Below are 24755 nucleotides of genomic sequence, written 5' to 3' on the forward strand. Positions count from 1 at the left end.
TACAAGTACCAACGGGCCGCACACCAACGAATTACGCGGGCCCGTTCTCGGAGGTCATGCGTGTGATCGTCCGGCTGCTCCGCAGGAATTCACAGTGACTCTTCGTAGCGCATCGGATGCTTTCAGCCACCCCAGCCCCGGGCCGCCATTCGCATGCTGCGATAAACTGCGACAAAAGCATCCGGGCCAGTTGTCTTCCGTGGGTCCGTTCTCCCGTAGGTCGGTGTTCATGGACCTCAACACCATCACCGAAGTAATCCGGCGACCCTCCGAGCGGCCAGGTACGGAGTGGCACGAGGGCGACGCCTGGCTCGCAGGTGGGACGTGGCTCTATTCCGCGGAGCAGCCGGACCTGCGACGGCTGATCGACCTGACGGCGTTGCCGTGGGAGCCCCTCGTTGCGACGGACGAGGGGCTGGAGATCGGCGCCACGTGCACCATTCGCGACCTGTACGCCTTCCCATGGCCCAAGGACTGGACCGCCGGAATTCTCTTCCGGAAGAGCTGTGAGGCATTCCTGTCCTCGTTCAAGGTCTGGAACGCGGCGACCGTCGGCGGAAACATCTGCATGTCCTTGCCGGCAGGCCCGATGATCACGTTGACGGTCGCGTTGGAGGCGCAGTACGAACTATGGGCGCCCGATGGCTCCGTGCGCTTTGTCGACGCACTTGATTTCGTCACGGGCGACCACCGCAACGTTCTCACTCCCGGGGAGATCCTTCGGCGCATCACCATTCCGAAGCACGCCCTGCGTAAGTGCACCGCGCACCGTCGCTTCACCCTGACCCGGCTCGGCCGTTCGACGGTGTTCCTCGTCGGCACCCAACGGCTGGGAGGGAGTGACCTGTTGCTCACCATCACCGCCGGCACCACGCGGCCGGTCCGTATCGCCTTCGACTCCCTGCCCGATGTGCGAACCCTGCGACAGAGCATCGACGCCGTGCCGGCCGACGTCTGGTTCGCCGATCCCAACGGGACCCCTGATCACCGTCGGCATCTGACACGGCACTTCGCCGAGGAGATCTGCCGCGAACTCACGGCTGGGGACCTGGCATGAGCTACCTCGTGAACGGCAAGGAATTCGACCGGGAACCAGCACCCGGCCAATGCCTGCGCACCTTCCTGCGCGAACTCGGCCACTTCGGCGTCAAGAAGGGGTGCGACGCGGGCGACTGCGGCGCCTGCACGGTGTGGCTGGACGGCACACCGGTACACAGCTGCATCACCCCCGCGTTCCGCGCGGACGGCCATGAGGTGACCACGATCGAGGGCCTCGGGCGGCCCGGCGCCCCGCATCCCATGCAACGGCAGTTCGAGGATGCCCCGGGGTTCCAGTGCGGTTTCTGCACCGCAGGGATGATCATGACGTCGGCGACCTTCACCGAGGACCAAAAAGCGGACCTGCCAAGGGCGTTGAAGGGCAATCTCTGCCGCTGCACCGGATACCGGGCGATCGAGGACGCCGTGAAGGGCGTGGGCGCGGTGGAGACGGCGGCACCGGGCAAGGCCGTCGGGACGAGTGTCGGTGCGCCCGCGGGCCACGACGTGGTGACGGGTCACGCCGAGTTCACCATGGACACGCATATCGACGGCATGCTGCACCTCAAGGTGCTGCACTCCCCCCACGCGCACGCCCGGATCCTCTCGATCGACAAGAGCGCCGCCCTCGCGGTGCCCGGGGTGCACCGGGTCTACACCTGGGAAGACGTACCCCGCAAACGCTTCAACACGGCGATCCACACCGACCACCTGGTCGACCCGGACGACACCTACGTCCTCGACGACAGGGTCCGCTTCGTCGGTCAGCGCGTCGCCGCCGTCCTGGCCGAGACGGTGGGCGCGGCCGAGGAGGGCTGCCGACGTCTCGCGGTCGAGTACGAGGTGCTGCCGGCGGTGTTCGAGCCCGAGGCGGCGATGGCCGACGGCGCACCCCAACTGCACGGCTCCGACGATCCGTTCGTCCGCGATCCCGTGCACAACATCCTCATCGAACTCCACTCGCACATCGGCAACGTCGACGCGGGATTCGCCGCGGCCGACGTGATCCACGAGGGCACGTACTTCTCACCGCGGGTGCAGCACGCGCACCTGGAGACGCACGGTTCGATCGCCTGGCTGGAGGACGGCCGGCTGAACGTCCGCACCAGTTCGCAGTCACCGTCGATCGCGAAGGTCAAACTGGAGTACCTGTTCGCGCTGCGCCCGGACCAGTTGAGGGTGTTCTGCAAGCGCGTCGGCGGTGGCTTCGGCGGCAAGCAGGAGGTGATCACGGAGGACCTGGTCGCGCTCGCCACGCTGGACACCGGGCGGCCCACCTGTCTTGAGTTCTCCCGTGAGGAGGAGTTCACCACGGCCTCGCCGCGGCATCCGATGAGCCTGACGGTCAAGCTCGGCGCCAAGGCCGACGGAACGCTCACCGCCTTCCAGGTGCGCAACGTGTCGAACACGGGCGCCTACGGCAACCACGGCGGCGAGACGCTGTTCGCGGGCGGGGCCGCCGTCATGCTCTACCGCTGCCCCAACAAGAAGTACGACGCCTACTCCGTCTACACGAACACCGTGCCGAGCGGGGCGTTGCGAGGTTACGGGATGACGCAGCCGGCGTTCGCCGTGGAGTCGGCGATGGACGAACTGGCCCGTGCTCTTCACCTGGACCCGCTGGAACTGCGTCGGCGCTACATCGTGCGACCGGGTGAGCCCTTGGTCGCTCTGCACGACGGGCCCGACGACGTGATCTTCACCGAGGACGGACTCGCCAAGTGCGTCGATCTGGTGGGCGAGGCCCTGGCCCGTACGGCCGACCGGCCGCCTCCCGGGCCCGAGTGGCTCGTCGGAGCCGGCATGGCGAGTTCCCTGCACGAGACCGCGCCGCCGACGGAGCACCTCTCCGAGGCCTGGGTCACGCTGGGCGACGATCTGATCTACGAACTGGCCGTCGGGACCGTCGAGTTCGGGGAGGGAACCTCCACGGCGCATGTCCAGATCGCGGCCAACCAGTTGGGTACGACGCCGTCGCGGATCCGTCTGGTGCAGTCCGACACCGACCGCACGGGATTCGACACCGGTGCCTTCGCGAGCGCGGGCCTCTTCGTGGCGGGCAACGCGGTCCTGCGGGCGGCCAATGCCGTACGCGACCGCATCCTGGAGTTCGCCGCGGCGCACACGGGCGTCCATGTCGTGATGTGCACGATGGACGACGACGGTGTCATCTGCGGGGACCGGCGGGTGTCGCTGGCCGAACTTGTCGCGCTGGCCCGGAGGCGTGGGATCCGTTTCACCGCCGCGCGCAAGGCGTACGGCTCGCCCCGGAGCGTCACCTCCAACACGCAGGGGTTTCGGGTCGCCGTGCACCGTGTGACGGGGGAGATACGGATCCTGTACAGCGTGCAGGCGGCGGACGCCGGGGTGATCATCAATCCGGCGCAGGTCCGTGGGCAGGTGGAGGGCGGTGTCGCCCAGGGAATCGGCTTCGCGCTGACCGAGAACCATCATGTCGACGACAACGGCGTCATGGTCAACCCGAACCTCCGGAACTACCGCATCCCCACCTACGCCGACATCCCCCGCACCGAGGTCCTTCTGGTGGGCTCGGCGGATTCGGTGGGGCCCATGCGGGCGAAGGGGATGGCGGAGTGCTGCATCAACCCGGTCGCCCCCGCGCTCGCGAACGCGGTGCATGACGCCACGGGCGTCCGCTACCGTGCGCTGCCGCTGACTCCGGAACGCATTTACGGCCGACTCCCCGCGGAGCAGTCGGTGTCGGCGGGTTGAGCCACCATGGACGCCGGAAAGAACGTAGCCGCCGCGGCGACGGCGATCATCGGCCAGAAGGTCCTGCCCGGGATGGACCGGGACTTCGAGTCGTGGCAGGAGGGCCTGAACTCCGCGGCCGCCTACTACCCGGGTTTCCTCGGTGCCGAGGTCTCCCCGCCGACACAGCTGCAATCCGACTGGGTGGTCGTGTACCGGTTCGACTCGGTGGCGCATCTGCAGGCGTGGATCAACAGCGGGACCAGGCAGACGTATCTCGACGTCGGTGCCAAGTACTTCGACGGTCCGGCGACCCAGCAGGTGGTCAGCAGTGGCACCCAGTCACTGGATCCGCTGGTCACCGTGGTGGTCACCCACCGCGTCCACCCGAACCAGGTGGACGCCTTCCTCGACTGGCAGCACCACATGGTCCAGGAGGAGAGCAAGTTCGAGGGGTTTCGCGGGACCGAGCTCTTCCGCCCCATCGAGGGGCTCCAGGAGGAATGGACCACGCTGTACCGCTACGACAGTGCCGAGCACCTGGACGCCTGGCTGACATCGCCCCAACGGCAGCAGATCCTCGCCGAGGGCGAGCGGTTCAGTGACTTCAACCTGCGTACGATCGACAACTCGTTCGGCAGCTGGTTCGCCTTCGAGGGCAACGGCAAGGAGGTACCGCCACCGCCCTCCGAGACCAGGACCTCCCTCGCCATCTGGGTCGGCCTGTACCCGACCGTCGTGCTGCTGACGCTCGCTCTGTCCCCCCTGCACCTGCGGCTCTGGATCGGCCTGCTCGTGGGCAACCTGCTGTCGAGCTTCATCATGAGCTTCCTGACCATGCCGTACTACGTGAACCCGCTGCTCGGGCGATGGCTGCGGCCACCGCCAGACGAACCGGCGGCAAGGAGCAACCTCCGCGGCCTCGGTATCGTCGCGGTGGCGATGGCCTTCTGGGCTGTCGTCTTCTACCTCGTCACGGTGCACTTCTGGACGCTGCCCTGACTGGCAACACCCTGGACACCGGCAGCCCTTCGTGAACAGCGGGGGTCGGTCCTGCGCGGACCGACCCCCGCTTCGGGCGTACGGATCAGGTGGTGCGTCGGTGCGTCAGACGACCTTGAGCGCACTCCAGGCCGCGGCCACGGTGGCGTACTCGGGACTGGTGGCGCCGTAGAGGTCCTTCGCCGCGTTCAGCGTCGCGGTGCGAGCACCCTTGTAGTCCGTGGTGGAGGTCATGTAGACGGTCAGCGCCCGGTACCAGATGGCGGAGGCCTTCTGGTTGCCGATGCCGGTGACGGTGGAGCCGTTGCAGGTGGGGCTGTTGTAGGACACGCCGTTGATGGTCTTGGCGCCGCTGCCCTCGCTCGCGAGGTAGAACCAGTGGTTGCCGACGCCCGAGGAGTAGTGGACGTCGAGCCGGCCGACCGACTTCGACCAGCAGTCGGCGGAGCGGCCGTCCAGGGACGGCTTGTCGAAGCGGCGCAGCCACGGCGGGGTGGACTGGTCGCTGAAGAGGTAGTCGGGGGTGTCGACGGGGTTGTTGGCGTACCACTCGACCATGGTGCCGAGGATGTCGCTGGTGGCCTCGTTCAGGCCGCCGGACTCACCGCTGTAGCGCAGGTTGGCGGTGGCCGAGGTGACGCCGTGGGTCATCTCGTGGCCCATGGTGTCGAGGTCGACCTGCTCGGGGTCGGTGGTGCCGTCGCCGTCGCCGGTCAGCATGCAGAAGCAGGAGTCCGACCACTGGGCGTTGTCCCAGTTGGTGCCGACGTGGACGAAGACGGTGGCGCCGCGGCCGTCGTTCTTGATGCCGTTGCGGCCGAAGGTCGTCTTGTAGTAGTCGAACGTCTTCGCGGTGTTGGCGTGCGCGTCGACGGCGGCGGTGGCGCGGTCGGTGGAGAACTTCTTGCCGTCGCCCCAGATGTTGTCGGCGTCGGTGAACAGGGTGCCGGAGGAGCTCTTCACGGACGAGGACGAGAGGTTGTGCGCGTCCTTGGTGATGTGGCCGCGCACCGGGTCGATCAGGGCGAAGCTGCCGTCGGCCTGCTGGGTGGTGTCGATGCCGATGTCACCGGTGTACTCGGAGTGGCCGGTGCCGGTCGCCTCGCGCTCGGCGTCGTAGTTCTCGATCGCCGCGCCGGTGGTGGCGTCGGTGACGAAGACCTCGCCGTGCGGCTGGCCCTTGTCGCCCAGGCCCTGCACGGTGGTGCGCCAGGCCAGGCGCGGGGTGCCGTCGGCTGCCCATACGATCAGTTCGGGGCTGGACTTGGCGTTGCGCACCAGCCCGTGCGAGCGCTTCAGGGCGCCGGCCGCGGTTCCCCTGGCGTCGACTCTCGGCTTGACGGACTTGAGCGACACCTTGTGGGCCTTGGCGCGGGTGGATCCCTTGAGCGAGCCGTCTCGCTTCTGGTGGACGACGAAGTCGCCGCCGACTATGGGGAGGCCGTGGTAGGTCCGCTCGAAGCGGACGTGCTGGGTGCCGTCGGCGTCGATCACGACGTCCTTCACCCGGAGGGCCTGGCCGGCACCGAACCCGAAGGCGTCGGCGTGCCGGGTCACGTTCGCCTTGGCCTGGGATATCGCCGTGTCGCGGACGGAGGATCCGCGGGGCACCGCGTCGGTCTGCGAGTGCGCGGGTACGGCCATCGCCGTGGTGATGACGCCGGCGGCTACCATCGCGGAAAGGGCAAGAAGAGGACGGGACATGACGGGGGGATTCCTTCGCTCGTCGTGGGGTGACGACGTCCTAGGACGTTGACGCGAAGTGTTCAGTAGGTGACATGTCCCTGACGCGACTTCATCTGGGATATAACCGCGGAGCTATAGGGCAGGGGGACCCATGGAGCGGCCGGTCAACTGCCCTCGCCCAGGGCGAACTTCCGGCCCCCGTCCTCCCACCAGGCCAGATACTGCGGCCGCTCCCCCACCATCGCAAGATAGGCGGCCAGCAGACGCTCGCACGCCGCGTCGGCGAGTTCGGGCGGAACCGAGTCCGTATTCCAGGCCAGTACCAGCCGCCGATGGAACGGGACGTCCACGAGCGGTCGCTGCACAGTACCCCGGGCGGAGACATCGGCGGTCGGCCAGACCCCGCAGACGGCACGCCGACCGGCGACCAGGATCTGCGCCACGGACAGGTCCGACGTCACATGGGCGATGCGCGGAGTGAAACCCGCGGACTGACAGGTGAGATGGAGGTACGCGTGCACGCCGCTCTCGTCGGCCTCCGGCATCACCCAGTCCTCCCCCGCCAACTCATGGAGAGCGACCGACTCCCGGCGCGCCAGCGGGTGGTCCTCGGCGAGCAGCACGAAGACCGGCTCACGGAGCAGTGTGCGCGTCGCCACCGACTCGCCGACCGAAAGGGGAAAGCCCGGGAACTCGCCGAACACGGCGATGTCGCATTTCGACAGGCTCAGCGACTTCACCAGGGTGTGCACGGAGCGGCGGGCATCTATGGTGAGCCGCCGCTCCGGGGCGAGTTCGAAGAGGGTGGTGACCAGCAGGGACACCAAAGGGCCGGCGGTTCCGCCGGCCTTCAGCGGGGCGGTGGCCTGCCGGTCCGCCTCGGCCGCCGAGCGCGCGTGTTCGCGCAGCCGGTCGAAGCCGACGACGAGGTCACGGGCGCAGCGCAGGACGTACTGTCCGTTCTCGTTCGGCTTCACCCCGTCGGCGCCGCGGATGAACAGCGGGCCGCCCAGCTCGTGTTCGATCCGCTTCAGCTGAGCGCTCATGGCCGGTTGCGAGAGCTGCAGCCGTGCGGCGGCCCTGCGGATGCTGCCGGCCTCGGCGACGGTCAGCAGGATGCGGAGGTGACGGAACTCAAGGTGCATGAAGCATCCCCCGCTCAGCGCGGAGGGGCCCATGCACCCCCCGTGACCAGCAGAACCAGCTGCCCGACGGCATGGTGACCAAGAATCCGACGGACCTGTGAGGGCGACAAGCACGGGACGGTAAAACCTATGCGCGAACGCGACGGCGTTTCACCGGCAGCACGGTCTCAGTCTGTACATATCGGCACGATTCACCGGACTGCCCTTGTCCTTGAGATCCTTGAGAAAGAAGCGCGGTCGCGGCAGCTGATGTTCAGAACGCCGTGTGGGCGAACCAGCGGTCCAGCAGCGCGGCGTCTCCCGTCACCTCGTAGCCGGGCTCCTCGTACGACTGGCGCCCGTAGAGGAGGAGCAGAAGGTCGGCTGCGGACGCGCTTACCGCCGCGTGCGGCTCGGACGTCCCGGCGTCGTCCGCGGCCGTCGGCGGCAACGAGCGCAGGCCGTCGGGGTCCAGTCGCACCCGCCACTCGACATCGCCGGCGTCGCCGAGGTCGGCGCAGCGGAAGGCGATGGTCTCGCCGGTGCCGCGCAGTTGGGTCACGGCCGGGGCGAAGCCGCCCGCGTAGGGCAGGTTGACGAGGAACTCGTCCACCCCGTCCGCGGCCAGCACGGGATCGATCCCCGTCTCCTGTCCGACGGCGCGTTCCGCGTCCACCCGGTGCACCAACGTCTCGAACAGCATGCGCCGGGCCCAGAACCGCGCGTGCTGGTCCTCGCCCCAGGCCCACATGGGCGCCCCGGGGTCCGTGTCCCGCAGTACCGCCGCTACCGCGGGCACGCCCGCGGCCACCCAGGCGGCACGCTCCCGCGCGTCGTCGGGCCCGGGTTCCACGTCCCGGGTGGTCGGACGCTCCTGCACCAGCGCGGTCAGCAGCCCGCCGAACCAGCGCTGGAGCATCCCCACGTGCCGGGTGAGGTCGGCCAGCGACCAGTCGGGGCAGGAAGGCACCGCCGTCCCCGGATCCGCGCTCCCGGCCGCCTCGGCGAACGTCAGCGTCTCGCGCTCGATCGCCTGCCGGTAGATGTCGTACGGGAGCGGGTGTCCCGCCCGGCTGGTCGTCGCCATGTGCTTTCGCCGTCCTGTTGTGGGTCCGGATCTCGTCGCGCCAAGTCTGGCTGCTGGAGTGCACTCGAACGCAAGTCGGCACGGCCCTGACCCGCAGCTCCGGGCGGCTGCGCGCCGTGTCGCTCACTGGCGACGCTCGCCTTCACGCATACGCGCCCACCCTCACCCGACGCCGGGCCATCAGCGAGGAGTCCCTACACGGGCACCGGTTCAAGCCATCTCGGCCGGCGCTCAACTACAGGGCATCACCCGAGGGTTCGAGAATCCTTTCTTCCGCCTCCGGCCCAGGTCGGCGGCCGGACGGCCTTCGTCGGGCCGTCGGTGTGGCGCCCCCTCGGATTGTCCGGATCACGGTCTCCGACCCCGCTGATTGTCAGTGGCGTGCACGAGGGTGCCGTCCGCAGACCACGTCCACGTCCACCTCTTCCTGAAGGAGACCGGTGCAGGCGACGCCTTCACGCAATCCCCCGCTCGGGCTACGGCCTCCCCGCCGTCCCCTTGACGAGTGAATCGAACGGACAGGTGCCCGGCACTCGAGCCCACAGCACTTGGCCGCGACCTAACGCATCGAACTTTCACTCGACCATTCGCCCGATGCGACCCGTATCGGTCCTGTGATCAGGGCCGTTGTCCGGAGTGCTCTGCCCGTTCCACCAACCGAGGAGAACCCGTGAATCCCGTGCTCGTACTCACCGCCCATCAGCCTACGTTCGAAAACCCTGGGGCTCAGGCCACCTCCCCGACCGGTCTCCGCCGCGCGGTTGACGCCCGCCGCGTTCTGTTCGCATCCGCATCACGCCCGTCTACGAGGTGGGGTGCATGACCCACTCGACCATGCCCTCGCCGGCCCTGCTCGCCTGGGCCGCCAAGGAACTCGGCACAGAGGTGTCCGTTGCGCGGGCCCGCCACGGTGTCGCGTCCCACCCGCGCGAGAATTCCCGCGTCTGGGCCCTTCGCCGCCCTGACGGCATCCGGTTCTACGTCAAGGTCGAGCCCGAGCCTCTGATGTACGAGCGGGAGACCTTCGCCCTACGGCACGCGGTTCCAGCGCTCGGCGCCGGCCACGCCCCGCAGCTGCGCGCCTCAAGCGCCGAGCACCTGGCCCTCCTGCTGACCGCTGTCCCCGGCGCCCCGCTCGACAGACTGACCCTGGCTCCCGCCGAGGAACTCCGCGCGCACCGTCGCGGCGGTGCTCTGCTGGCCCTGCTGCACGCGGCCGGTGACCTGTCAGGCCCCCATCGTGTGGGGGCCGAGCGGGCGCTGCAGGCCGCGGCCGACAGCGCCGACCGACACCTGCGACAGGCCGGGGACAGGCTGACGCCGGCCGAGCTCCGGCTGGTGCGCGACCTCGCCGAGCGGCTGCGCGATCTGCCGGCCCTCCCACTGGCGTTCATCCACGGTGACGCCCGGTCCCGCAACCTGCTGTGGTCCCAGCGTCCGGGTCGCGCCGCGTGGATCGACTTCGAGCGTTCACGGTTCGCCACGGCAGTACAGGACTTCGTACCGATGAGCTGCGGGATCTGGGCGGAGCGGCCCGACCTGCGAGCTGCGTGGTTCCGGGGCTACGGCCGCGATCTGCTGCCCGAGGAACAGCACGCGCTGAAAGGGCTGGCGGCCCTGGACGCGGTGAGCTGTCTCGTACGGGGCCCCGCGCACGACGATCCCGCGCTCACCGGGCGGGGACGGCGCACCCTGGACCGGCTGATGGCGGGGGTGTTCGCATGACGTCGTCCCAGGACAAACAGGTGGACCCTCCAGTGGAGGCGGCGTCCCACAACGGCGTGCCGCCAGCCGTCCCGGCGGCACGGGCAGGGACCTCGCAACCGGCCGCGCCGCCCGAACTCGACTACAACGGCCGCAAGCACCGGCGTGCCCTGGATGACGCGACGCTGTGGGACATGGCCCGCCGGATCCCGAGGGCACTGGCACAAACGGCCCGGCTCGCCTGGTCCGTCGACCGGCGCATGACCGTCACGATCGTCGTCTGCCAGCTGCTGTCCGGCCTGGGGACGGCCGTGATGCTCAGCGCCGTCGCCGAAGCCCTGCCGAAGCTGACCGCCTCCGAGCCCCGCCAGGGGCTGGAACAGGCATGGCCGGCGCTGACCGTCGCGGTCCTGGCGATGGCCGCGGGGGCGACGATGTGGATCCTCGCGGACTGGGCGACCCGGCGTCTCAACCCGAAGATCGCCTCGGCCGCCGACCTCACCCTGGTCGATCTGCACATGTGCGCCGAGCTCTCCGCGTACGACACCGAGGGCTTCACCGACCGCAGCCGGGCGGCGGAGATCGGTGCGTTGCGTGCCGTCGACCTCGCCGACGACGCGAAGACGCTCACCAACGGCCTCGTACAGCTGGTGTCCGCCGCGACGGTGCTCACCTCCCTGCACCCGCTGCTGCTGGGCGTGCTCCTGCTGTCCGTGATCCCGAGGGGGCTCGGCGGGGTGATCGCCGCCCGCATCGACTACCGCGTCCACGACCGGACCATCTCCGCCCGCAATGTGCGGGGCATGATGCGCTGGTGGCTGACCACCGCGGAGCTCGCCGACGAGCTGCGCGCCAACACGATGCGGCCGTACCTGCGCTTCTGGTACCGGACGATGTGCGACCGGGTCGAGGGCCGGGAACTCGAAGGTGCCCGCCCGTATCTGCTCGTGACGCTGCTGGCCGCCGCACTGGCGGGTGTGTTCACGCTGGGCATGTGGGCGTCGCTGGCCGCGCTGGTCCTCGCGGGCGCGATGTCGGCGGCGACCGCGGGCACGGCCGTCGTCGCCTCGCAGACCGCCGGCCGTGCGCTCAACTCGATCGTCCGCTATGGAGCGGTGATGTTCCATCACGGGCTCTACCTCAGTGACTACTACGCGTTCGTCGACGAGATCCGGTCCCTGGCCACGGCCCGGGGCTCCGCGCAGGTCAAGGCGCCCCGGCGGATCCGCCTCCAGGGCGCCGGCTTCACCTACACGTCCAAGGACACCCCGGCGCTGCACCCGATCACGCTCACCCTCGACCGGGGTGAAGTCGTCGCCCTGGTCGGCGAGAACGGCGCCGGCAAGTCCACGCTGATCAGGTTGCTCACGGGGCTGACCACGGCCACCGAGGGAGCGGTGCTGTGGGACGACACCGATCTGGCCACCGCGGACGCGGAATCGGTGTGGCGGCACGTCGGCCTCGTCCCGCAGAAGAACGGGCACTGGCCGTTGGCGGCACGGGAGAACATCACCCTCGGCCAGCCTCGGGAGCACAGCGACGACCGGGTCTGGGCGGTCGCTGACCAGGTCGGCATGGCTGACGCGCTGCGCACGCTGCCCGTACAGCTCGACACCCTGCTCGCCCGATCGGTCTGGGGCGGGCATGAGCTGTCCGGCGGGCAGTGGCAGCGCCTGGCGTGCGGGCGGGCCATGTACCGAGAGCCCGCCGTTCTCGTCCTGGACGAACCGACCAGCGAGATGGACGCCCGGGGCGAGCACCAGATCTTCCGCGAGCTGCGGGCGATGGCACCGGACCGCATCACGATCGTGGTCACGCACCGGCTCGACAACGTGAAAATGGCCGACCGGATCGTCGTTCTCGACGGTGGCCGAATCCGCGAACAGGGCCGCTTCGAGGACCTCGTCGCCACCGAGGGCAGTCTGCTCGGCGAACTGCACGCCCTCTCCCAGGACCGCTGACCGACCACAGCACGGGGCCGTGCCGGTTACGGCACGGCCCCACACTCTCGCGGCCGCGGTCGCCTCCGCGCTGGGCACGGCCACGGCCGCTGAGGGGCGCGGTTCACTCGGCGTCGAGCTGGTGGTCGGCCCAGACGTAGCTTTCGGGAAGCAAGTCGGTGATGCACACGGTTCGGATGTGGTCGTCCTTGCCGACGATGACCTTGAGGGCGGGGAAGTAGTCGAGAAGGACCTGACGGCACCGGCCGCAAGGGGGAACAACCCCTCGGTCGCGGTCGCCCACGGCGACGATGGTGTCCAGCTCGTAGGCGCCCTGGGCGGCTGCCGCGCCGATGAGGACCAGCTCGGCGCAGGGCCCTCCGGTGAAGTGGTATGCGTTCACCGCAGTGACGATCCGGCCGTCCTGGGCGCGGGCTGCGGCAGCCATGGTGTGGTTGTCGCCCCGGCAGCGAGTGCGGGCGACGTGCGCTGCGGCCTGGACGAGTTCGTGATCGACGGGCTGGGTTTGCGTGGTCATCTTCTCTGCCTTCGTCAGGTGTCAGGCGACGTTGACCCGCGTGACGACGGTGTGCAAGCGGATATCGGCGGTGTGCTCGTTCCGCCGGATGATGTGGCCCACGCCGCCCGGACCAGCATCCAATCGGCGCGTCACGTCCGTACGGGGCAAGGATTGCCTGATGCGGCACCGGTTCACGGCGACGATCTCTGACCGCCCGACGCGTGAGTCCTGCGGCGATCAGTGTGGCCGCAGCCCGTCGAAGACAACCTCGAAGACCCGCTCGCGGGCAGCCGGGTCGGCCGCGAGCTGCTCCATCGCCGCGCCTGTTCCGGCCAGCAGGGCGAGCAGCTCCGGCAGGCCCAGCTCCGGGCGGACCGCCCCGGCCCGTTGCGCTCCGGCCAGCAGTTTCTCCAGTTGGGCCCGGATGGTCGTACTCGACTCCCGCAGGGCCGAATGCACGTCGACGCCGGCCGCGGCCAGTGCCTGGGCGAAGTCGTTCTTGCCCGCGGACTGGTCGATCAGCAGACGGAAGCAGCCGAAGAAGGCTTCGGCGGGCTCGGACTCGGCGGCCAGCCGCGCGGTCTGGGCCGCCATCGTCTCCAGCCGGCGCACCATCACCGCCTCCAGCAGTACCTCCTTGGTCGGGAAGTGCCGGAAGAGCGTGCCGACCCCGACCCCCGCAGCCCGGGCGATCTCCTCGGTCGGCACGCCCACGCCGCGGCTGGTGAACACCTCCGTGGCCACGTCCAGCAGCTTGGCTCGGTTGCGGGCCGCGTCCGCCCGCAACGGGCGCTCCTGAGCGCCGCCCATCCCTCTCACCTCTTCCCGCCCATGTCCAAACCATCTGGACAACCGGAGTCGGCAGTCCGTATCGTCGCAACCGGAGTCACTAGTCCGATTCTAACGACGACGACGGCCGGAGGTTGACCATGCCCGAAACGCGGTCACCGCGCGACGTGTTCCACAAGCTGCTCGACGGCATCACCGCCGGACGGTTCTCGGAACTGGCCGACCTCTATGCCGAAGACACCGTCGTGGAAACCGTCTTCGAGCCGCTCGGACCACGCCAGTTCGAGGGCCGGGGCACGCTAAGAGAGCGGTTCGCGCAGGTCGCGGCGCACTCACCCATCGAACTGACCTCGTCGAACGTGGTGGTCCGGGAGACCGATGACCCGGAGGTGATCGTCGCCGAGTGGGACTACCAGGTGCACCACCGGGTGACCGGACGGACCTTCGAGGCCGCCAACATCCAAGTACTGCGGGTCCGTGACGGCCTCATCGTCAACAGCCGTGACTACCACGACCACTTGGCCCTCATCATGGGCAGCAACGGCCTGCCGCAGCTGGTGGCGGCACTGGAAGGCCGGTAGCGCTCATGCGTGGCGAGGCCGCAGACCGACACCATCACCATCAACCCGGCTGCTACGGAGCCGAGATGTGTACTTCGTGAGGTACGCCTCCAGCTCGGCGGCACCGGTCAGCAGCGCCCGCCCGCGGGCGGACAACCGGCCGTGCCAGTCGCACAGTGCGGCCTCCAGCGGCTCCAGCCCGCCGGCCGTGCGCACCTGGGCGATCAGCGGAGCGATCTGCTCCAACAGGTAGCCGCCGCGCCTGAGTTGGTGGGCCAGCCGGGCATCCCGTACGTCGGCCTCGTCGTAGACGCGGTACCCGGTCCGCGGGTCGCGGTGCGGCCGCACCAACCCGGCGCGCTCCCATGTGCGCAGCGTCGCGGGCCGGATTCCGAGTTTGCCCGCCAGCGGCCCGATGAACGTGCCACTGGGCCCGGACACCGCGCCCGGCTCGGTGCCCACACCGGGCTCGGGCGCCGCGGTCGGCTCCAGGTCGCGCAGGGCACTCTCCACGGCCTGGAGGGTCCGGCGGTCGTCGAGAAGCTGGGCGTGGCTCTCGTCGATGAGACGGAACGCCTCGTCGGCCGAACCCTGGTTCACGGCCCGCATGATCGACGTCGCCGTCTGGTGGCCGTGGCCGGGCACCAGGGCGAGGAACGCGCGCAGGGCCTGCGCGTGCAGCGGGGTGTAGGTCCGGTAGCCGTGGGGTGTGCGACCGGCGGCCGGAAGGATGCCCGCCTCCTCGTAGTTCCTCACCGCCTGCGTGGACAGACCATGCCCGCGCGCCAGATCGACAGGCCTGAGCCGCTCACTGGTTTGAAGGTTTTGCCCCATGAGACCGAAGATATCGCGGCAGTATCGCTGCAAAGTTTCAACCGAAGGTTCAACGATAGCGTTGAAGGCATGGCTATCGACATCAAGGACACCGCTCATGCCGTCGAGGCTGCCGCCGTCATGAGGCTGCTCCCGGCCCGCCCCCGGCTGCTGGCCCTGGGCGAGCCCACCCACGGCGAGGACACGCTGCTCTACCTGCGCAACGAGCTCTTCGAGCAGCTCGTCGAGCAGGAGGGCTACCGGACGATCGCGATCGAGAGCGACTGCATGATGGGTTTGGCCGTGGACGAGTACGTCGCCTCGGGCACGGGCACGCTCGACGAGGTCATGGAGACCGGATTCAGCCACGGCTGGGGCACCTCCGCGGGCAACCGCGAACTCGTGCGCTGGATGCGCGCCTACAACGACGGCCGTCCCGCGTCCGAGCGGCTCCGCTTCGCCGGTTTCGACGGCCCACTGGAGATCACCGGCGCCGCGAGCCCCCGGCAGGCCCTCACCGCACTCCACGCCTACCTAGCGGCCCAGGTGGACGCGCACCTGCTCCCCTGCACCGCGGAAGCGCTCGACCGCCTGCTCGGCCCCGACGACCAATGGACCAATCCCGCCGCGATGACGGATCCGGCCCAGTCCGCGGGGCAGTCGGCCGAGGCCGGGGAACTGCGGCTGCTCGCCGACGATCTGGTGGCGCTTCTCGACACGCAGATGCCACACCTGATCACGGCGACCTCGCGGGACGACTGGGACCGCGCGCGCCTGTACGGGCGTACCGCCACCGGCCTACTGCGCTACCACCACTGGATGGCCGACACCTCGCCGGCCCGCATGACACGGCTGGTGAGCCTGCGGGACCAGATGATGGCCCACAACCTCCTCACCCTCGCCGAACGGGGCCCGGCTCTCGTCCACGCCCACAACTCCCACCTGCAGCGGCTGAAGAGCACGATGCAGATGTGGGAGGGGCCGGTGGAGTGGTGGAGCGCCGGTGCGCTGGTGAGTGCCCAGCTCGGCGAGGCGTATGCCTTCGTGGCCACGGCTCTCGGCACGATCCGGCACCAGGGCGTGGACACCCCGCCGCCGGACACCGTCGAAGGCCTCCTGTACGCGCTCCCGGAGGACCGCTACGTCATCGACGCCCCGCGCCTGGCCACCGCCCTCGGCGACACGCTGCCCGCGCTCCGCGTCTCCCCCTGGTTCGGCTACGCCCCGCTCGCCCCGACCCACCTGGCACACAGCGACGGGCTCGTGTTCGTCAAGGACGTCCCGACGAGCGACTGCGTGTGAGTTGGCACCGTGCGGGCCGGGGGTCGCGCAGGCCCCTGGCCCGCATCCTGCCGGAAGGACATCACGCGTGGTGCGGCGTACGCTCGTCGGCAGGGGACTCCTGGTCGACGTCGTCGGCAGGGCCCGCAGAGGACGCGTCGGCGTGCCCCGCGTGCGGCGTCCACCGTCACCCATCACTCACGAGCACCGCACGCTCGTCGCCTGCCTCCCACGGCTCCGTAGCAAGCCGGACCCGGACGAGACCGCGGGAGGATCCATGACCGCACTCGGTGACCTGATCGAGATCGACGAGCGGACCGTGCTGGTCCTCGGGCAGGAACTGCGTGTCGAGCGCGATCAACCGGATGTCGCCAACTCCCTCGTGCACCGGAGCGGCGACACCCTGGTGATGGTCGACACCGGCGTCACCTCGGCCTTCCGCGCGGCCCTGAGGGAGGCGGCCGACCGCGTCGGGCCCTGGTCCCGGGCGCTGGTGCTGACCACGCACGGCCATCCTGACCACGTCGGCAACAACGACCTTGCCGACGAACTGGGCGTGCCGGTCGAGCACTACGTCCCCGCCCGTGACCTCGACCAGATGCGGGACCCCGGGCCGTACTGGATCCGGTCCTTCGAACGCATCGCCGGGTTGGCACCTCTCCCGGTGCCGCCCGCACTGGTCGGCGCCAAGGTGGTGTCGCTCTTCCAGCCCATGCGCCCGTTCGGCCAGACGACTCGCACCTACGAGGAGCGACCGCTGGAGCGGATTCGGATCGGCTCGCTCCGATTCACCGGCTGGACCTTCGCCGACGGCGCGGTCCGCGTGCTGCGCAGCCAGGGCCACTGTGCCGGGCATGTGATCGTGCACTTGAGAGACTGCGGCGTCCTGCACCTGTCCGACGAGGGCAACGGACCCTGCGGTGCGATGTGTGACGCCGACCAGCTCAAGATCCAGACCGTGCTCGGCGCCGTCTCCCTTCTCTTCGAGGAGGAGGAAGCCACGCTCCTCACCGACGGGCACACCTTCGCCCTGCGCCGTGGCGCTGACGTGGTGTCCTACCTGGACGGGCTGCTGGAGCAGGCCACCGCCCTGCAGGTGGCGGCACTCAAGCTGACCGGTGAGAGCAGGCAGGTTCGGCCGAGCGAGTTCACCACCCGCTTCGCGGAAACCATCGCCGATCTAGAGGTCGGGGGCGCCAACCCGAACGCGATGTTCACCGCCATGATGGCGGTCAACCAGCTCCGCGAACTCGGGCTACGGCCGGAGTCCGGAGCCGTCGACGCGCCTTGGTCCCGGCCCACCCCGCACAACCCCGATCCCACGGGACCTGCCCCTGGTTGACGCAACTGGCCGAGAAACTCGTCTGGTTGCCGAGGCTCAAGATCTGCTCAGGTACCGGAACCTATTCCGTCGGCTGGTGCATCCTGCCTGTCAGGACCACTTGCACAAGGGGGAAAACGCGTGAAGACCATGCTCAGCCGCGCTACGACTCGTCTGCGCGACATCGTTTCCGGCCGCCGACGTCTCAAGGAGTACGGCGACCCGGAGGCCCATCGCTACAGCCACAACCGCGACGCCAACCTCGCCTACCACTACCGCCCGACGTCGCAGGTGCCCATGAACGGGCCCGGCGGCATGTGAACGGCACTTACGCGAGGCGGCGCGTCGGCCAGGCACTCACGCGAGCCGGCGCGTCGGCCCGGGCGGCGCGCGGGCCTCTGGCCGCAGAGCCGTCCAGGCAGACCGCCGCCGGGACTCTCCCGTCGGCCCATCCATGAGCATTCCCACCCTGCTCCCTCAGGGGGCACCGGATGCGCGATGCTCTCGGCACTCCGGTGGCCCAGGTGGGTGCCGACCGGGGCGGCGACGCAGATCACTAGGCTCCACACCATGACCAGTGATCCCGGATTTTCCTGCTCGTGCTGCGGCGCGCACCACCCCGAGCTCCCGATGAACTTCACGGCCGCGGCCCCGGCCGTGTGGAATCCGGCCTTTGCCGACGCCGAGGACTGTCTGCTCTCGTCGGACCAGTGCGTGGTGCAAGGGCAGCACTACTTCGTCAAGGGCCTCATCGAGATACCGGTCATCGGCGGCAACGAGGTCTTCTCCTGGGGTGTCTGGGTCTCGCTCAGCCGCGAGAACTTCTCCCGCGCTGCCGACAGGTGGGACACGCCGGGCCGGGAGTCCGAGAAACCGTACTTCGGCTGGCTCACCACCGACCTGCCGGTGTACTCGCCCACCACCCTCAACCTGAAGACGAACGTCCACACCCGACCGCTCGGCGAACGCCCCTTCGTCGAGCTCGAACCCACCGACCACCCCCTCGCCGTCGAGCAGCACACCGGGATCACCCTGGACCGCGTCCGGGAGATCGCCGCGGCCGTGCTCCATCCCGCCGCCGATGGGTAACCGTGATGGCCGACATGGCCGACACGGCAGCGGCGTTCACCCCTCGGCGCCAGAGGGCTTGAGCCGCCGGGCCCGGGATTCGTCGCGGTGCACGGACTGCGCGGCCCAGCCGCGGACATCAGGCCCTGGCGGGACGGGGGCTTCCGGTACGGGACAGCCGCCGTGCAGATCAACCGTGCCGCGGGCGCGACAACCGGGGCCGGGTGTGTTGCCAAAGCGCACGGCCGAACGCTACTTCTCCCTCTGGGCGGGTCAGTTGGCCGTCAGCTGCCACATGACTTCTCCGTCGTGCCAGTGATCCGTGGCGGTGAGGCCGGAGGCGGTCGCGACGGCGGCGGATGCTTTGTGGTCGGGGTGGATGTGGGCGATGACCGTCCCCACGCCTTGTTCCCGGAGCCAAGCGACCAGTCCTTGGGCCGCTTCGGTGGCGATGCCTCGCCCCTGCCAGGGCGTCCCCACGACCCAGGCGATCTCCGCCACTCGTCCGTTGTCACTGACGGTGACCGTGGCCTGGACCGTGCCGGTCAGGCAGGTCGCGTCGCGGAGCTGAATCACCCAGTTGCACCAGGAGACAGTGGGGTCGGGTGAGCCGGCGACCAGGCGTTCATAGCGAGTGCGCAGAGCCTGCGGGGTGGCCGGGTCGCCGCCGATGAAGGTGTGCAGGTCCGGGTCGGACAGCACCGCGGCCATCTCTTCGGCGTGCTCGACCGACAGCGGCAGGAGAGTGAGCCGGTCGGTGTGGATGATCTGGGGGACGATGAGGGTCACGCTGTCTCCCGCTCGGGGCGTTCGGTGAGGATGCGGAGTTCGGATCGTTTGGCGAAGTGCGGGTGCACCAGCGGTGCTGTCGGGCCCGCAGGTGGTGAGCTGCCGATATCCTCGCAACCGTGATCTTCGAGGGAATAGCGGGGATGGCCGCAGGCCCGCCGACGACAGCTCGCTTGCGTGATGTGCTGAACCGTGCCGCGCGCGTCGTGATCGTCGAGGGAGCGCCCGACAAGGCCGACTCCGTCGACGTGCCGCGGATCGTGGTGACCGGCGCCGAAATCACCGACTTGGCCGAGCTGTTGGCCGTTGTGGACGGCGGGACCGGCGACAGCTGCCGGTGCAACGGCTGGCCGACCATCATGGTGCACGACTCAAGCGGCGAACTGATGGCCTGCTGGACACTGCATCACCAGTCCGGTCTCCGAGGGGGCGGTGACTGCGACGCGGACTTGCGGGACGGTCCGGCGCTCACCGCATGGCTGGCGGAGCGAGGCCTGACCCGCTCACGGGATGCTCAGGCGGCGCGGGCTTTACAAGAGGCCAACGCCGAGGCTCGCCGGATGCGTTGGGTCCAGGGCGCGCCTGCCGGGCTGTCCGAAGCGGCCGCGGACGTGGCTTATCCGCAGGGTGGTGACCTCGGAACCTGGTCACGTCGAGTGCGGGACGCCGGAGAGCGGCTCGCCGCTGTCACCCGACACCACTATCCCGACGCGATCGAGCGGATTCGCGTCCTGCTGGCCTGGGCCGGGCTCCCCACCAGGGAGTCCACCGGCGGCCTCATGTGGTACGACATGGCGGTGGAACGCCTGCTCCTGGCCGAAGAACCCAACCTCCTTGTCACCGCATGCGCTGCGCGGCCGCCGAGTCCGGTCCAACTCGACGGTGCCGCCGCACTGTTCAGCTCGCTCGAATGGACCCGAGCACACGGCATGCAGCTGCCCGAGCCGCTGAGGTCGATGCTGATCGAGCACATCCAAGAGAACGGTACCGACCCCATGAGGTTCCGGATGCGTCACGGCTACTACGGTGCGGATCGCTCCGTCTGACAGCAACTCGCCGTAATTCGCCCTAGCGGTCCGGCCGCGGCAGGGCGCCGCCCACGAACGGTTCCCGTGGCGTACGGCTGACCTCCACATTCGCGATGACGAAGACCCTGGTCATGAGAACGAGGTATGTGTCCTCAGGCTCGCTCGGGGCACGGTCACGCACCACACGGAGCCGCTGCTGTCTCCGTGCATCCCGACGCTGGAAGACCCTTTCACCGGTTAGGCAACGCGTTCTCGGGGAGCGTCGCCCCACCGGCCGATCGTGGCCAGGTTGCGGGAGCCGGGGATGCCGGTCCGGACCCCGAACAGGATCCTGTTCGACGCCGCCCGCCCGGGCGACCTGCCGCGCCGCCTCCCCGCACCGCGACGTCGCCATGCCTCTCGCGCGAGCGGTTACACCGACTGCCGTACCGGTTTCACCCGATTGCACTGGGTGAGCTGGCTCGGCGCCGTGGGCGCGTGAAGCTGATTGCCGTAGGGCCTGACGGAAGGCGAGAACAGAATGAGCGCGGTCCATGGCATACGACGCCACACGCGGCGTCTCCACGGCGCGGCGGCGGGATTCGCCGTCGCTGTCCTGTGCGCGGTCCCGGCGGCACCGGCTTCAGCGGATGGTGGCGCAGGCGGTGTGAAGCCCACCGTCGTGCTGGTGCACGGTGCCTTCGCCGACGGTTCCAGCTGGAACGGGGTGATCAAGCGCCTGCGGCAGGCGGGGTATCCGGTCATCGCTCCGGCCAACCCGTTGCGCGGGCTGGCAAGTGACGCCGCGTACATCCACAGCGTGCTGATGAGCGTGCACGGACCGGTCGTACTCGTCGGTCACTCCTACGGCGGCGCCGTGATCAGCGAGGCTGCCGTCGGGGATGTCCAGGTCAAGGCGTTGGTCTTCATAGCCGCCTTCGCCCCCGCGGAGGGGGAGGGTGCTCTGGAACTGTCCAACAAGTTTCCCGGGAGCACTCTCGGCAGTGCACTCAACAACGTGCCCTTCCCCCTTCCCGGCGGTGGCACGGGCACCGACCAGTACATCAAGGTGGACAAGTTCCACGACCAGTTCGCCGCCGACGTGCCCAGGTCGGTCACCGACCTGATGGCCGCCGCCCAGCGTCCCGTGGCCGCCTCGGCCCTGGAGGAGAAGGCCACCAAGGCCGCCTGGAAGACGATCCCTTCCTGGACTCTGATCACCACCGAGGACCGCAACATCCCGCCGGCCTCGCAGCGCTTCATGGCCCGGCGCGCCCATGCGCACACCGTCGAGGTCAAGGCGTCCCACGCCGTCTCGGTGTCCCAGCCGGGGGCGGTCACCCGCCTGATCGAACAGGCAGCCCAGGGCACCGCCACCACGACGACCGCCGCCGATCCTTCCGGCGCGATCCTCGCGGACACCGGCTCCGAGCGGTCGGCCACACGGGCCATCACCCTCGGCGGCGTAGCCGCTGGGTCGGTGGCCGCCGGTTGTGCCGTCGTCCTCCTCGGCCGACGCTGGCGATCGGGAGCGAAGAGCGGTCGCTGAGGCCTGTGCTTGCTGCGATGGCAGATGTGCGGCTCGCCGCATTCGATGCCGGGGGTGATGGGCGCGGCGTGGGCCACGCCCATCACCCCTCGGATGCGTCAAGCCTGACGTGCCCGGTCAAGGGTCAGGGCACCACCGTCTTCTCGGCGATGCGGGGCTTGCCCTCGCCCGCGGCGTTCCAGCTGCAGATGAAGACCTGGTAGTGGTGGCCGGGGGTGAGACCCGTGATGCGGCGCAGGGGACGCACGGTGGGGGCGTAGCCGTAGACGCGGGCGAAGGTCAGCGGGGTGTCCTGGTCGTAGACGTAGACCGCGTAACGGGTGAGCGAGTCGTCGTAGACGGGGGTCCAGCTGACGTCGAACTCGCCGGGGCCGGCGGCGGTGGCGGTCACCTCGTCGGGCGGGTCGGGCGTGGTCGGGTGGGCGATGCCGGAGACCGGAGCCGACCAGGCCGACTTGAGGTGGTCGGCGTCGCCGGCGACGGCGCGCACCCGGACCTCGTACCGGTGACCGTCGACCGGCTGGAAGCTGTACTGCCACGGCAGATCCCACCGGTTGAACTGGGCGGCGGGGACAGCGGTCTCCCAGGGTTTGTCGGTGCCGGAGACCACTTCGCGCCATTGCACGTCGTAACTGTGGGCTCCGATGACCTTGTTCCACGTCACGGTGACACCCTGTTGGGTGCCGTCGAAAGCCAGGCCAGTGGGGGTGGCCATCTGCCGGTCGGGGACGTTGTCCGGTACCTGGGGGTCTTGCGTACCGATGTCGAACGCCTTGTGCAGTGCGGTGCCGAAGGCGCGCGCGATGCGGTATTCACCGAGCGGGTTGGGGTGCAGTCCGTCGTAGGCGGTGGCGCAAGTGGTGGCGGTGGGGTCGCAGTTCATCGCGCCTGTCGAGGTCGGCGAGTACGACGGGCGAGGTGGCCGTGCTCCACTGCGGCACCGCCTGGTCGAGAGCCGCGTCGTAGTCCCGGGTGCGTTGTGGGAGCTGTGGGTTGGCGTTGCCGAGGCTGGTCCGTTGCGGTACGTCGGCCAGCACGATGTTTACGGCCGGGTTGGCCTTGCGGGCGTTGTCGACGAAGTTCTTCATGGTGTCGACCAGGCCCGCGCCGGCGCCCTGCCAGCCGATGTCGTTGAAGCCCAGTTCGACCAGGAGCACGTCGGGCAGTCGGCCTTGGGCTTTGAGCTGGTCCATGACCGGCTCGATGGTGTCCACGTCCTGTCCCAGGCGGCGCCCCCACATGGCGTAGTGGGCGGAGCCGCCCTGGGTGAAGCCGGGATCGGCGCTCGCGGCGTACGGTCCGGTGAATTGGGCCGGGCCCGGATCCTCCGTTGCGGGTTCCCCGCCGTTTTCCACCGGGGGCGGCGGCTGCGGAGGGTGGGCCTCCTCCGATTTCCTGGTTCCGGTCAGCGGTCCGACGAAGTTCGCCTTCCACTGCTGGTCGCGAGCCCACTCCCACAGGCGGTAGCGCCAGGTGTGGTCACCCTCGTACCCATTGCTGATCGAGTCACCGACGATCATTACGTTGCACGCCTGGTCCGAAGCGGCGTCAGCGCCCACGGCGCCTGTGTCGTCGCCCGGGTCGGGTTTGTCCGCTTCGGGTTGGCTGGTGGCGCCGCCCGAGCCGCCCGGGACGGTGCCGGCATCACCGCACTGATCCCTGGGCTGGGCCTCGGCAGCGGAGAACGCGACCGCGTTCTCGAAGGTGCAGATGTCCTCGTACGGCTCCGACGGCTGCCGGGCGAACCACTTGCTGCGGTCGACGAGCTGAAGCCGGTAGGGCCGTGTGTCACGGCTGTTGCGGAACCAGCCGATCAGGTTGTCGGTGTGGCCCACGATATAGCTGGGGTTGTTCGGCCCGCTGTCGTCCGGGTCGATCGAGTAGCTGTATCCCTTGGCATCGGGGCTGATGTCGTCGTCTCTGGTGCCGGGGTACGGCTGGCCGCCGATGCACGCCCAACCGTAGAAGTAGCTCCAGGAGTTGACGTCCTTCTCGTCGAAGTGCCGCCACTTGAAGCCCTCTTCGAGGTTCTGCTCGTCGAAGGCGACGCAGGCCTGTGCGGCCTTGTTGCGCAGGTGCACGGGGCCGTTGCAGGTGCTGCCCCACCACCAGGCGTTCCAGATGAGCTTTTCGTAGGCCTCGTGGTCGGGGTCGACTTCCCAGATGCACTTCACCTTGCCGCTCTTCTTCAGCTCCGGCAGCTCCCGGGTCTCCCAGGTGTTGTCGTCGCGTACGCATTTACCCTTGAACACCCATGCCTCGCCGGAGGTCTGGCGGGCGTACTCCGCCGAGGCGAAGCGCCAGATCTCCTTCGCGTTGTTGTCCGGGGTGTCGAACGGCGGCATCTTGACGCCCGCTTCGGCGAGCCGCATCTCCAGCGTCTTCTGGCCGCGCCACTTCGCGAACTTCTCGGCGAGCGGCTTGACGCTGTCGTCCTCGCTCTCGCAGGCGCCCACTCGGCCGGTCCAGAAGATGTTGCTGCCCGGCCTGCTCGCCAACGCGGTGCGCACCTCGTCCTGGGTCGGGATGTCGGCGGCGCCGGCGACCGACGGCAGGAGGACCTGTCCGGCGCCGAGCGTGACCACGGCCAGCAGGACCACCAGCCACCTGTGCAGTGTCCGTCTGAGCCGACGGCGGTGCCGCTCAGTGGTCATCGTCGTCATGCGTCGCGCCATGACCGGCTCACCCCGTCCTCCAGCACCGTCACGGCGGCGCGTAACGAACTTGTCAAAGGAATCTCCTCATTCCGTGGCAGGCGTCCCGGG

General features: G+C 69.3%; 22 protein-coding genes. 13 read left to right on the forward strand and 9 right to left on the reverse strand.

What is annotated here, in order from left to right; translation table 11 throughout:
• Positions 1-229: 229 nt before the first annotated feature.
• Genes IPZ69_RS14280 through IPZ69_RS14290 form a run of 3 tightly spaced genes read left to right on the forward strand, consistent with a single transcriptional unit; the run spans position 230 to position 4752 of the window.
• Positions 230-1057 carry an FAD binding domain-containing protein gene (locus IPZ69_RS14280; RefSeq protein WP_235454551.1) on the forward strand — a complete coding sequence of 276 codons (828 nt, stop codon included), beginning with the start codon at positions 230-232 and terminating at the stop codon, positions 1055-1057.
• Positions 1054-3771: a molybdopterin-dependent oxidoreductase gene (locus IPZ69_RS14285; RefSeq protein ID WP_235454490.1), complete on the forward strand. Its 2718-nt coding sequence runs from the start codon at positions 1054-1056 to the stop codon at positions 3769-3771. Before IPZ69_RS14280 ends, IPZ69_RS14285 begins: the two co-directional genes overlap by 4 nt.
• 6 nt (positions 3772-3777) lie before the next feature.
• On the forward strand, positions 3778-4752 hold the full coding sequence (locus IPZ69_RS14290; protein ID WP_235454491.1) for an antibiotic biosynthesis monooxygenase: 975 nt from the start codon (positions 3778-3780) through the stop codon (positions 4750-4752).
• A gap of 105 nt (positions 4753-4857) precedes the next feature.
• On the opposite strand, the gene IPZ69_RS14295 is transcribed toward IPZ69_RS14290, so the two are convergent.
• The 3 genes from IPZ69_RS14295 to IPZ69_RS14305 form a co-directional block, all read right to left on the reverse strand.
• Complete coding sequence (locus tag IPZ69_RS14295; protein WP_235454492.1) at positions 4858-6426, reverse strand: M4 family metallopeptidase; 1569 nt, start codon at positions 6424-6426, stop codon at positions 4858-4860.
• A 176-nt stretch (positions 6427-6602) separates the two neighbouring features.
• The gene (locus IPZ69_RS14300; RefSeq protein ID WP_235454493.1) at positions 6603-7583 is read right to left on the reverse strand and encodes a LysR family transcriptional regulator; all 981 of its coding nucleotides are present in this window, start codon (positions 7581-7583) and stop codon (positions 6603-6605) included.
• A gap of 253 nt (positions 7584-7836) precedes the next feature.
• On the reverse strand, positions 7837-8649 hold the full coding sequence (locus IPZ69_RS14305; protein WP_235454494.1) for a maleylpyruvate isomerase family mycothiol-dependent enzyme: 813 nt from the start codon (positions 8647-8649) through the stop codon (positions 7837-7839).
• An 819-nt stretch (positions 8650-9468) separates the two neighbouring features.
• Here IPZ69_RS14305 and IPZ69_RS14310 point away from each other — a divergent pair.
• Together IPZ69_RS14310 and IPZ69_RS14315 are read left to right on the forward strand one after the other, a co-directional pair.
• Positions 9469-10374, forward strand: a complete 906-nt coding sequence (locus tag IPZ69_RS14310) for a phosphotransferase (protein ID WP_235454495.1) — start codon at positions 9469-9471, stop codon at positions 10372-10374.
• Positions 10371-12314 carry an ATP-binding cassette domain-containing protein gene (locus tag IPZ69_RS14315; protein WP_235454496.1) on the forward strand — a complete coding sequence of 648 codons (1944 nt, stop codon included), beginning with the start codon at positions 10371-10373 and terminating at the stop codon, positions 12312-12314. Before IPZ69_RS14310 ends, IPZ69_RS14315 begins: the two co-directional genes overlap by 4 nt.
• Before the next feature lie 103 nt (positions 12315-12417).
• Here the strand turns inward: IPZ69_RS14315 and IPZ69_RS14320 are convergent, their stop codons facing one another.
• Positions 12418-12831: a cytidine deaminase family protein gene (locus IPZ69_RS14320; RefSeq protein WP_235454497.1), complete on the reverse strand. Its 414-nt coding sequence runs from the start codon at positions 12829-12831 to the stop codon at positions 12418-12420.
• 219 nt (positions 12832-13050) lie between these two features.
• Positions 13051-13623, reverse strand: coding sequence for a TetR/AcrR family transcriptional regulator (locus tag IPZ69_RS14325; protein ID WP_235454498.1), 573 nt, complete (start codon positions 13621-13623; stop codon positions 13051-13053).
• A gap of 119 nt (positions 13624-13742) precedes the next feature.
• Here IPZ69_RS14325 and IPZ69_RS14330 point away from each other — a divergent pair, with 119 nt between their 5' ends.
• Positions 13743-14183, forward strand: a complete 441-nt coding sequence (locus IPZ69_RS14330; RefSeq protein WP_235454499.1) for a nuclear transport factor 2 family protein — start codon at positions 13743-13745, stop codon at positions 14181-14183.
• Positions 14184-14186: 3 nt separating this feature from the next.
• Here IPZ69_RS14330 and IPZ69_RS14335 read toward each other — a convergent pair whose 3' ends face one another.
• Complete coding sequence (locus IPZ69_RS14335; protein ID WP_235454500.1) at positions 14187-14996, reverse strand: TioE family transcriptional regulator; 810 nt, start codon at positions 14994-14996, stop codon at positions 14187-14189.
• Positions 14997-15065: 69 nt separating this feature from the next.
• On the opposite strand from IPZ69_RS14335, the gene IPZ69_RS14340 reads away from it, so the two are divergent.
• The 4 genes from IPZ69_RS14340 to IPZ69_RS14355 all read left to right on the forward strand — a co-directional run bounded on the left by IPZ69_RS14340 (position 15066) and on the right by IPZ69_RS14355 (position 18666).
• Positions 15066-16277, forward strand: a complete 1212-nt coding sequence (locus tag IPZ69_RS14340; protein WP_235454501.1) for an erythromycin esterase family protein — start codon at positions 15066-15068, stop codon at positions 16275-16277.
• Between the two features lie 256 nt (positions 16278-16533).
• Positions 16534-17598, forward strand: coding sequence for an MBL fold metallo-hydrolase (locus tag IPZ69_RS14345; protein WP_235454502.1), 1065 nt, complete (start codon positions 16534-16536; stop codon positions 17596-17598).
• Between the two features lie 120 nt (positions 17599-17718).
• Positions 17719-17898 carry a hypothetical protein gene (locus IPZ69_RS14350; protein WP_235454556.1) on the forward strand — a complete coding sequence of 60 codons (180 nt, stop codon included), beginning with the start codon at positions 17719-17721 and terminating at the stop codon, positions 17896-17898.
• Between the two features lie 309 nt (positions 17899-18207).
• Positions 18208-18666 (forward strand): DUF2199 domain-containing protein, encoded by a 459-nt coding sequence (locus tag IPZ69_RS14355; RefSeq protein WP_235454552.1) that lies wholly within the window; start codon positions 18208-18210, stop codon positions 18664-18666.
• A gap of 252 nt (positions 18667-18918) precedes the next feature.
• On the opposite strand, the gene IPZ69_RS14360 is transcribed toward IPZ69_RS14355, so the two are convergent.
• Positions 18919-19434 (reverse strand): GNAT family N-acetyltransferase, encoded by a 516-nt coding sequence (locus tag IPZ69_RS14360; RefSeq protein ID WP_235454503.1) that lies wholly within the window; start codon positions 19432-19434, stop codon positions 18919-18921.
• Positions 19435-19553: 119 nt separating this feature from the next.
• Between IPZ69_RS14360 and IPZ69_RS14365 the strand changes: the two genes are divergently transcribed.
• From IPZ69_RS14365 to IPZ69_RS14375, 3 genes are all read left to right on the forward strand, one after another.
• Positions 19554-20480 (forward strand): hypothetical protein, encoded by a 927-nt coding sequence (locus IPZ69_RS14365; protein ID WP_235454504.1) that lies wholly within the window; start codon positions 19554-19556, stop codon positions 20478-20480.
• An 88-nt stretch (positions 20481-20568) separates the two neighbouring features.
• The gene (locus tag IPZ69_RS14370) at positions 20569-20703 is read left to right on the forward strand and encodes an Imm7 family immunity protein (protein WP_235454553.1); all 135 of its coding nucleotides are present in this window, start codon (positions 20569-20571) and stop codon (positions 20701-20703) included.
• A gap of 405 nt (positions 20704-21108) precedes the next feature.
• Positions 21109-21990, forward strand: coding sequence for an alpha/beta fold hydrolase (locus tag IPZ69_RS14375; protein WP_374293271.1), 882 nt, complete (start codon positions 21109-21111; stop codon positions 21988-21990).
• 124 nt (positions 21991-22114) lie between these two features.
• Here the strand turns inward: IPZ69_RS14375 and IPZ69_RS14380 are convergent, their stop codons facing one another.
• Together IPZ69_RS14380 and IPZ69_RS14385 are read right to left on the reverse strand one after the other, a co-directional pair.
• Positions 22115-22873 carry a fibronectin type III domain-containing protein gene (locus IPZ69_RS14380; protein WP_235454506.1) on the reverse strand — a complete coding sequence of 253 codons (759 nt, stop codon included), beginning with the start codon at positions 22871-22873 and terminating at the stop codon, positions 22115-22117.
• Positions 22803-24665 carry a GDSL-type esterase/lipase family protein gene (locus IPZ69_RS14385; protein WP_235454507.1) on the reverse strand — a complete coding sequence of 621 codons (1863 nt, stop codon included), beginning with the start codon at positions 24663-24665 and terminating at the stop codon, positions 22803-22805. The genes IPZ69_RS14380 and IPZ69_RS14385 overlap by 71 nt, the downstream gene beginning before the upstream one ends.
• Between the last annotated feature and the right edge of the window lie 90 nt (positions 24666-24755).

It is taken from the genome of Streptomyces olivochromogenes (assembly GCF_021538895.1).
Taxonomy (GTDB): Bacteria; Actinomycetota; Actinomycetes; order Streptomycetales; family Streptomycetaceae; genus Streptomyces; species Streptomyces olivochromogenes_A.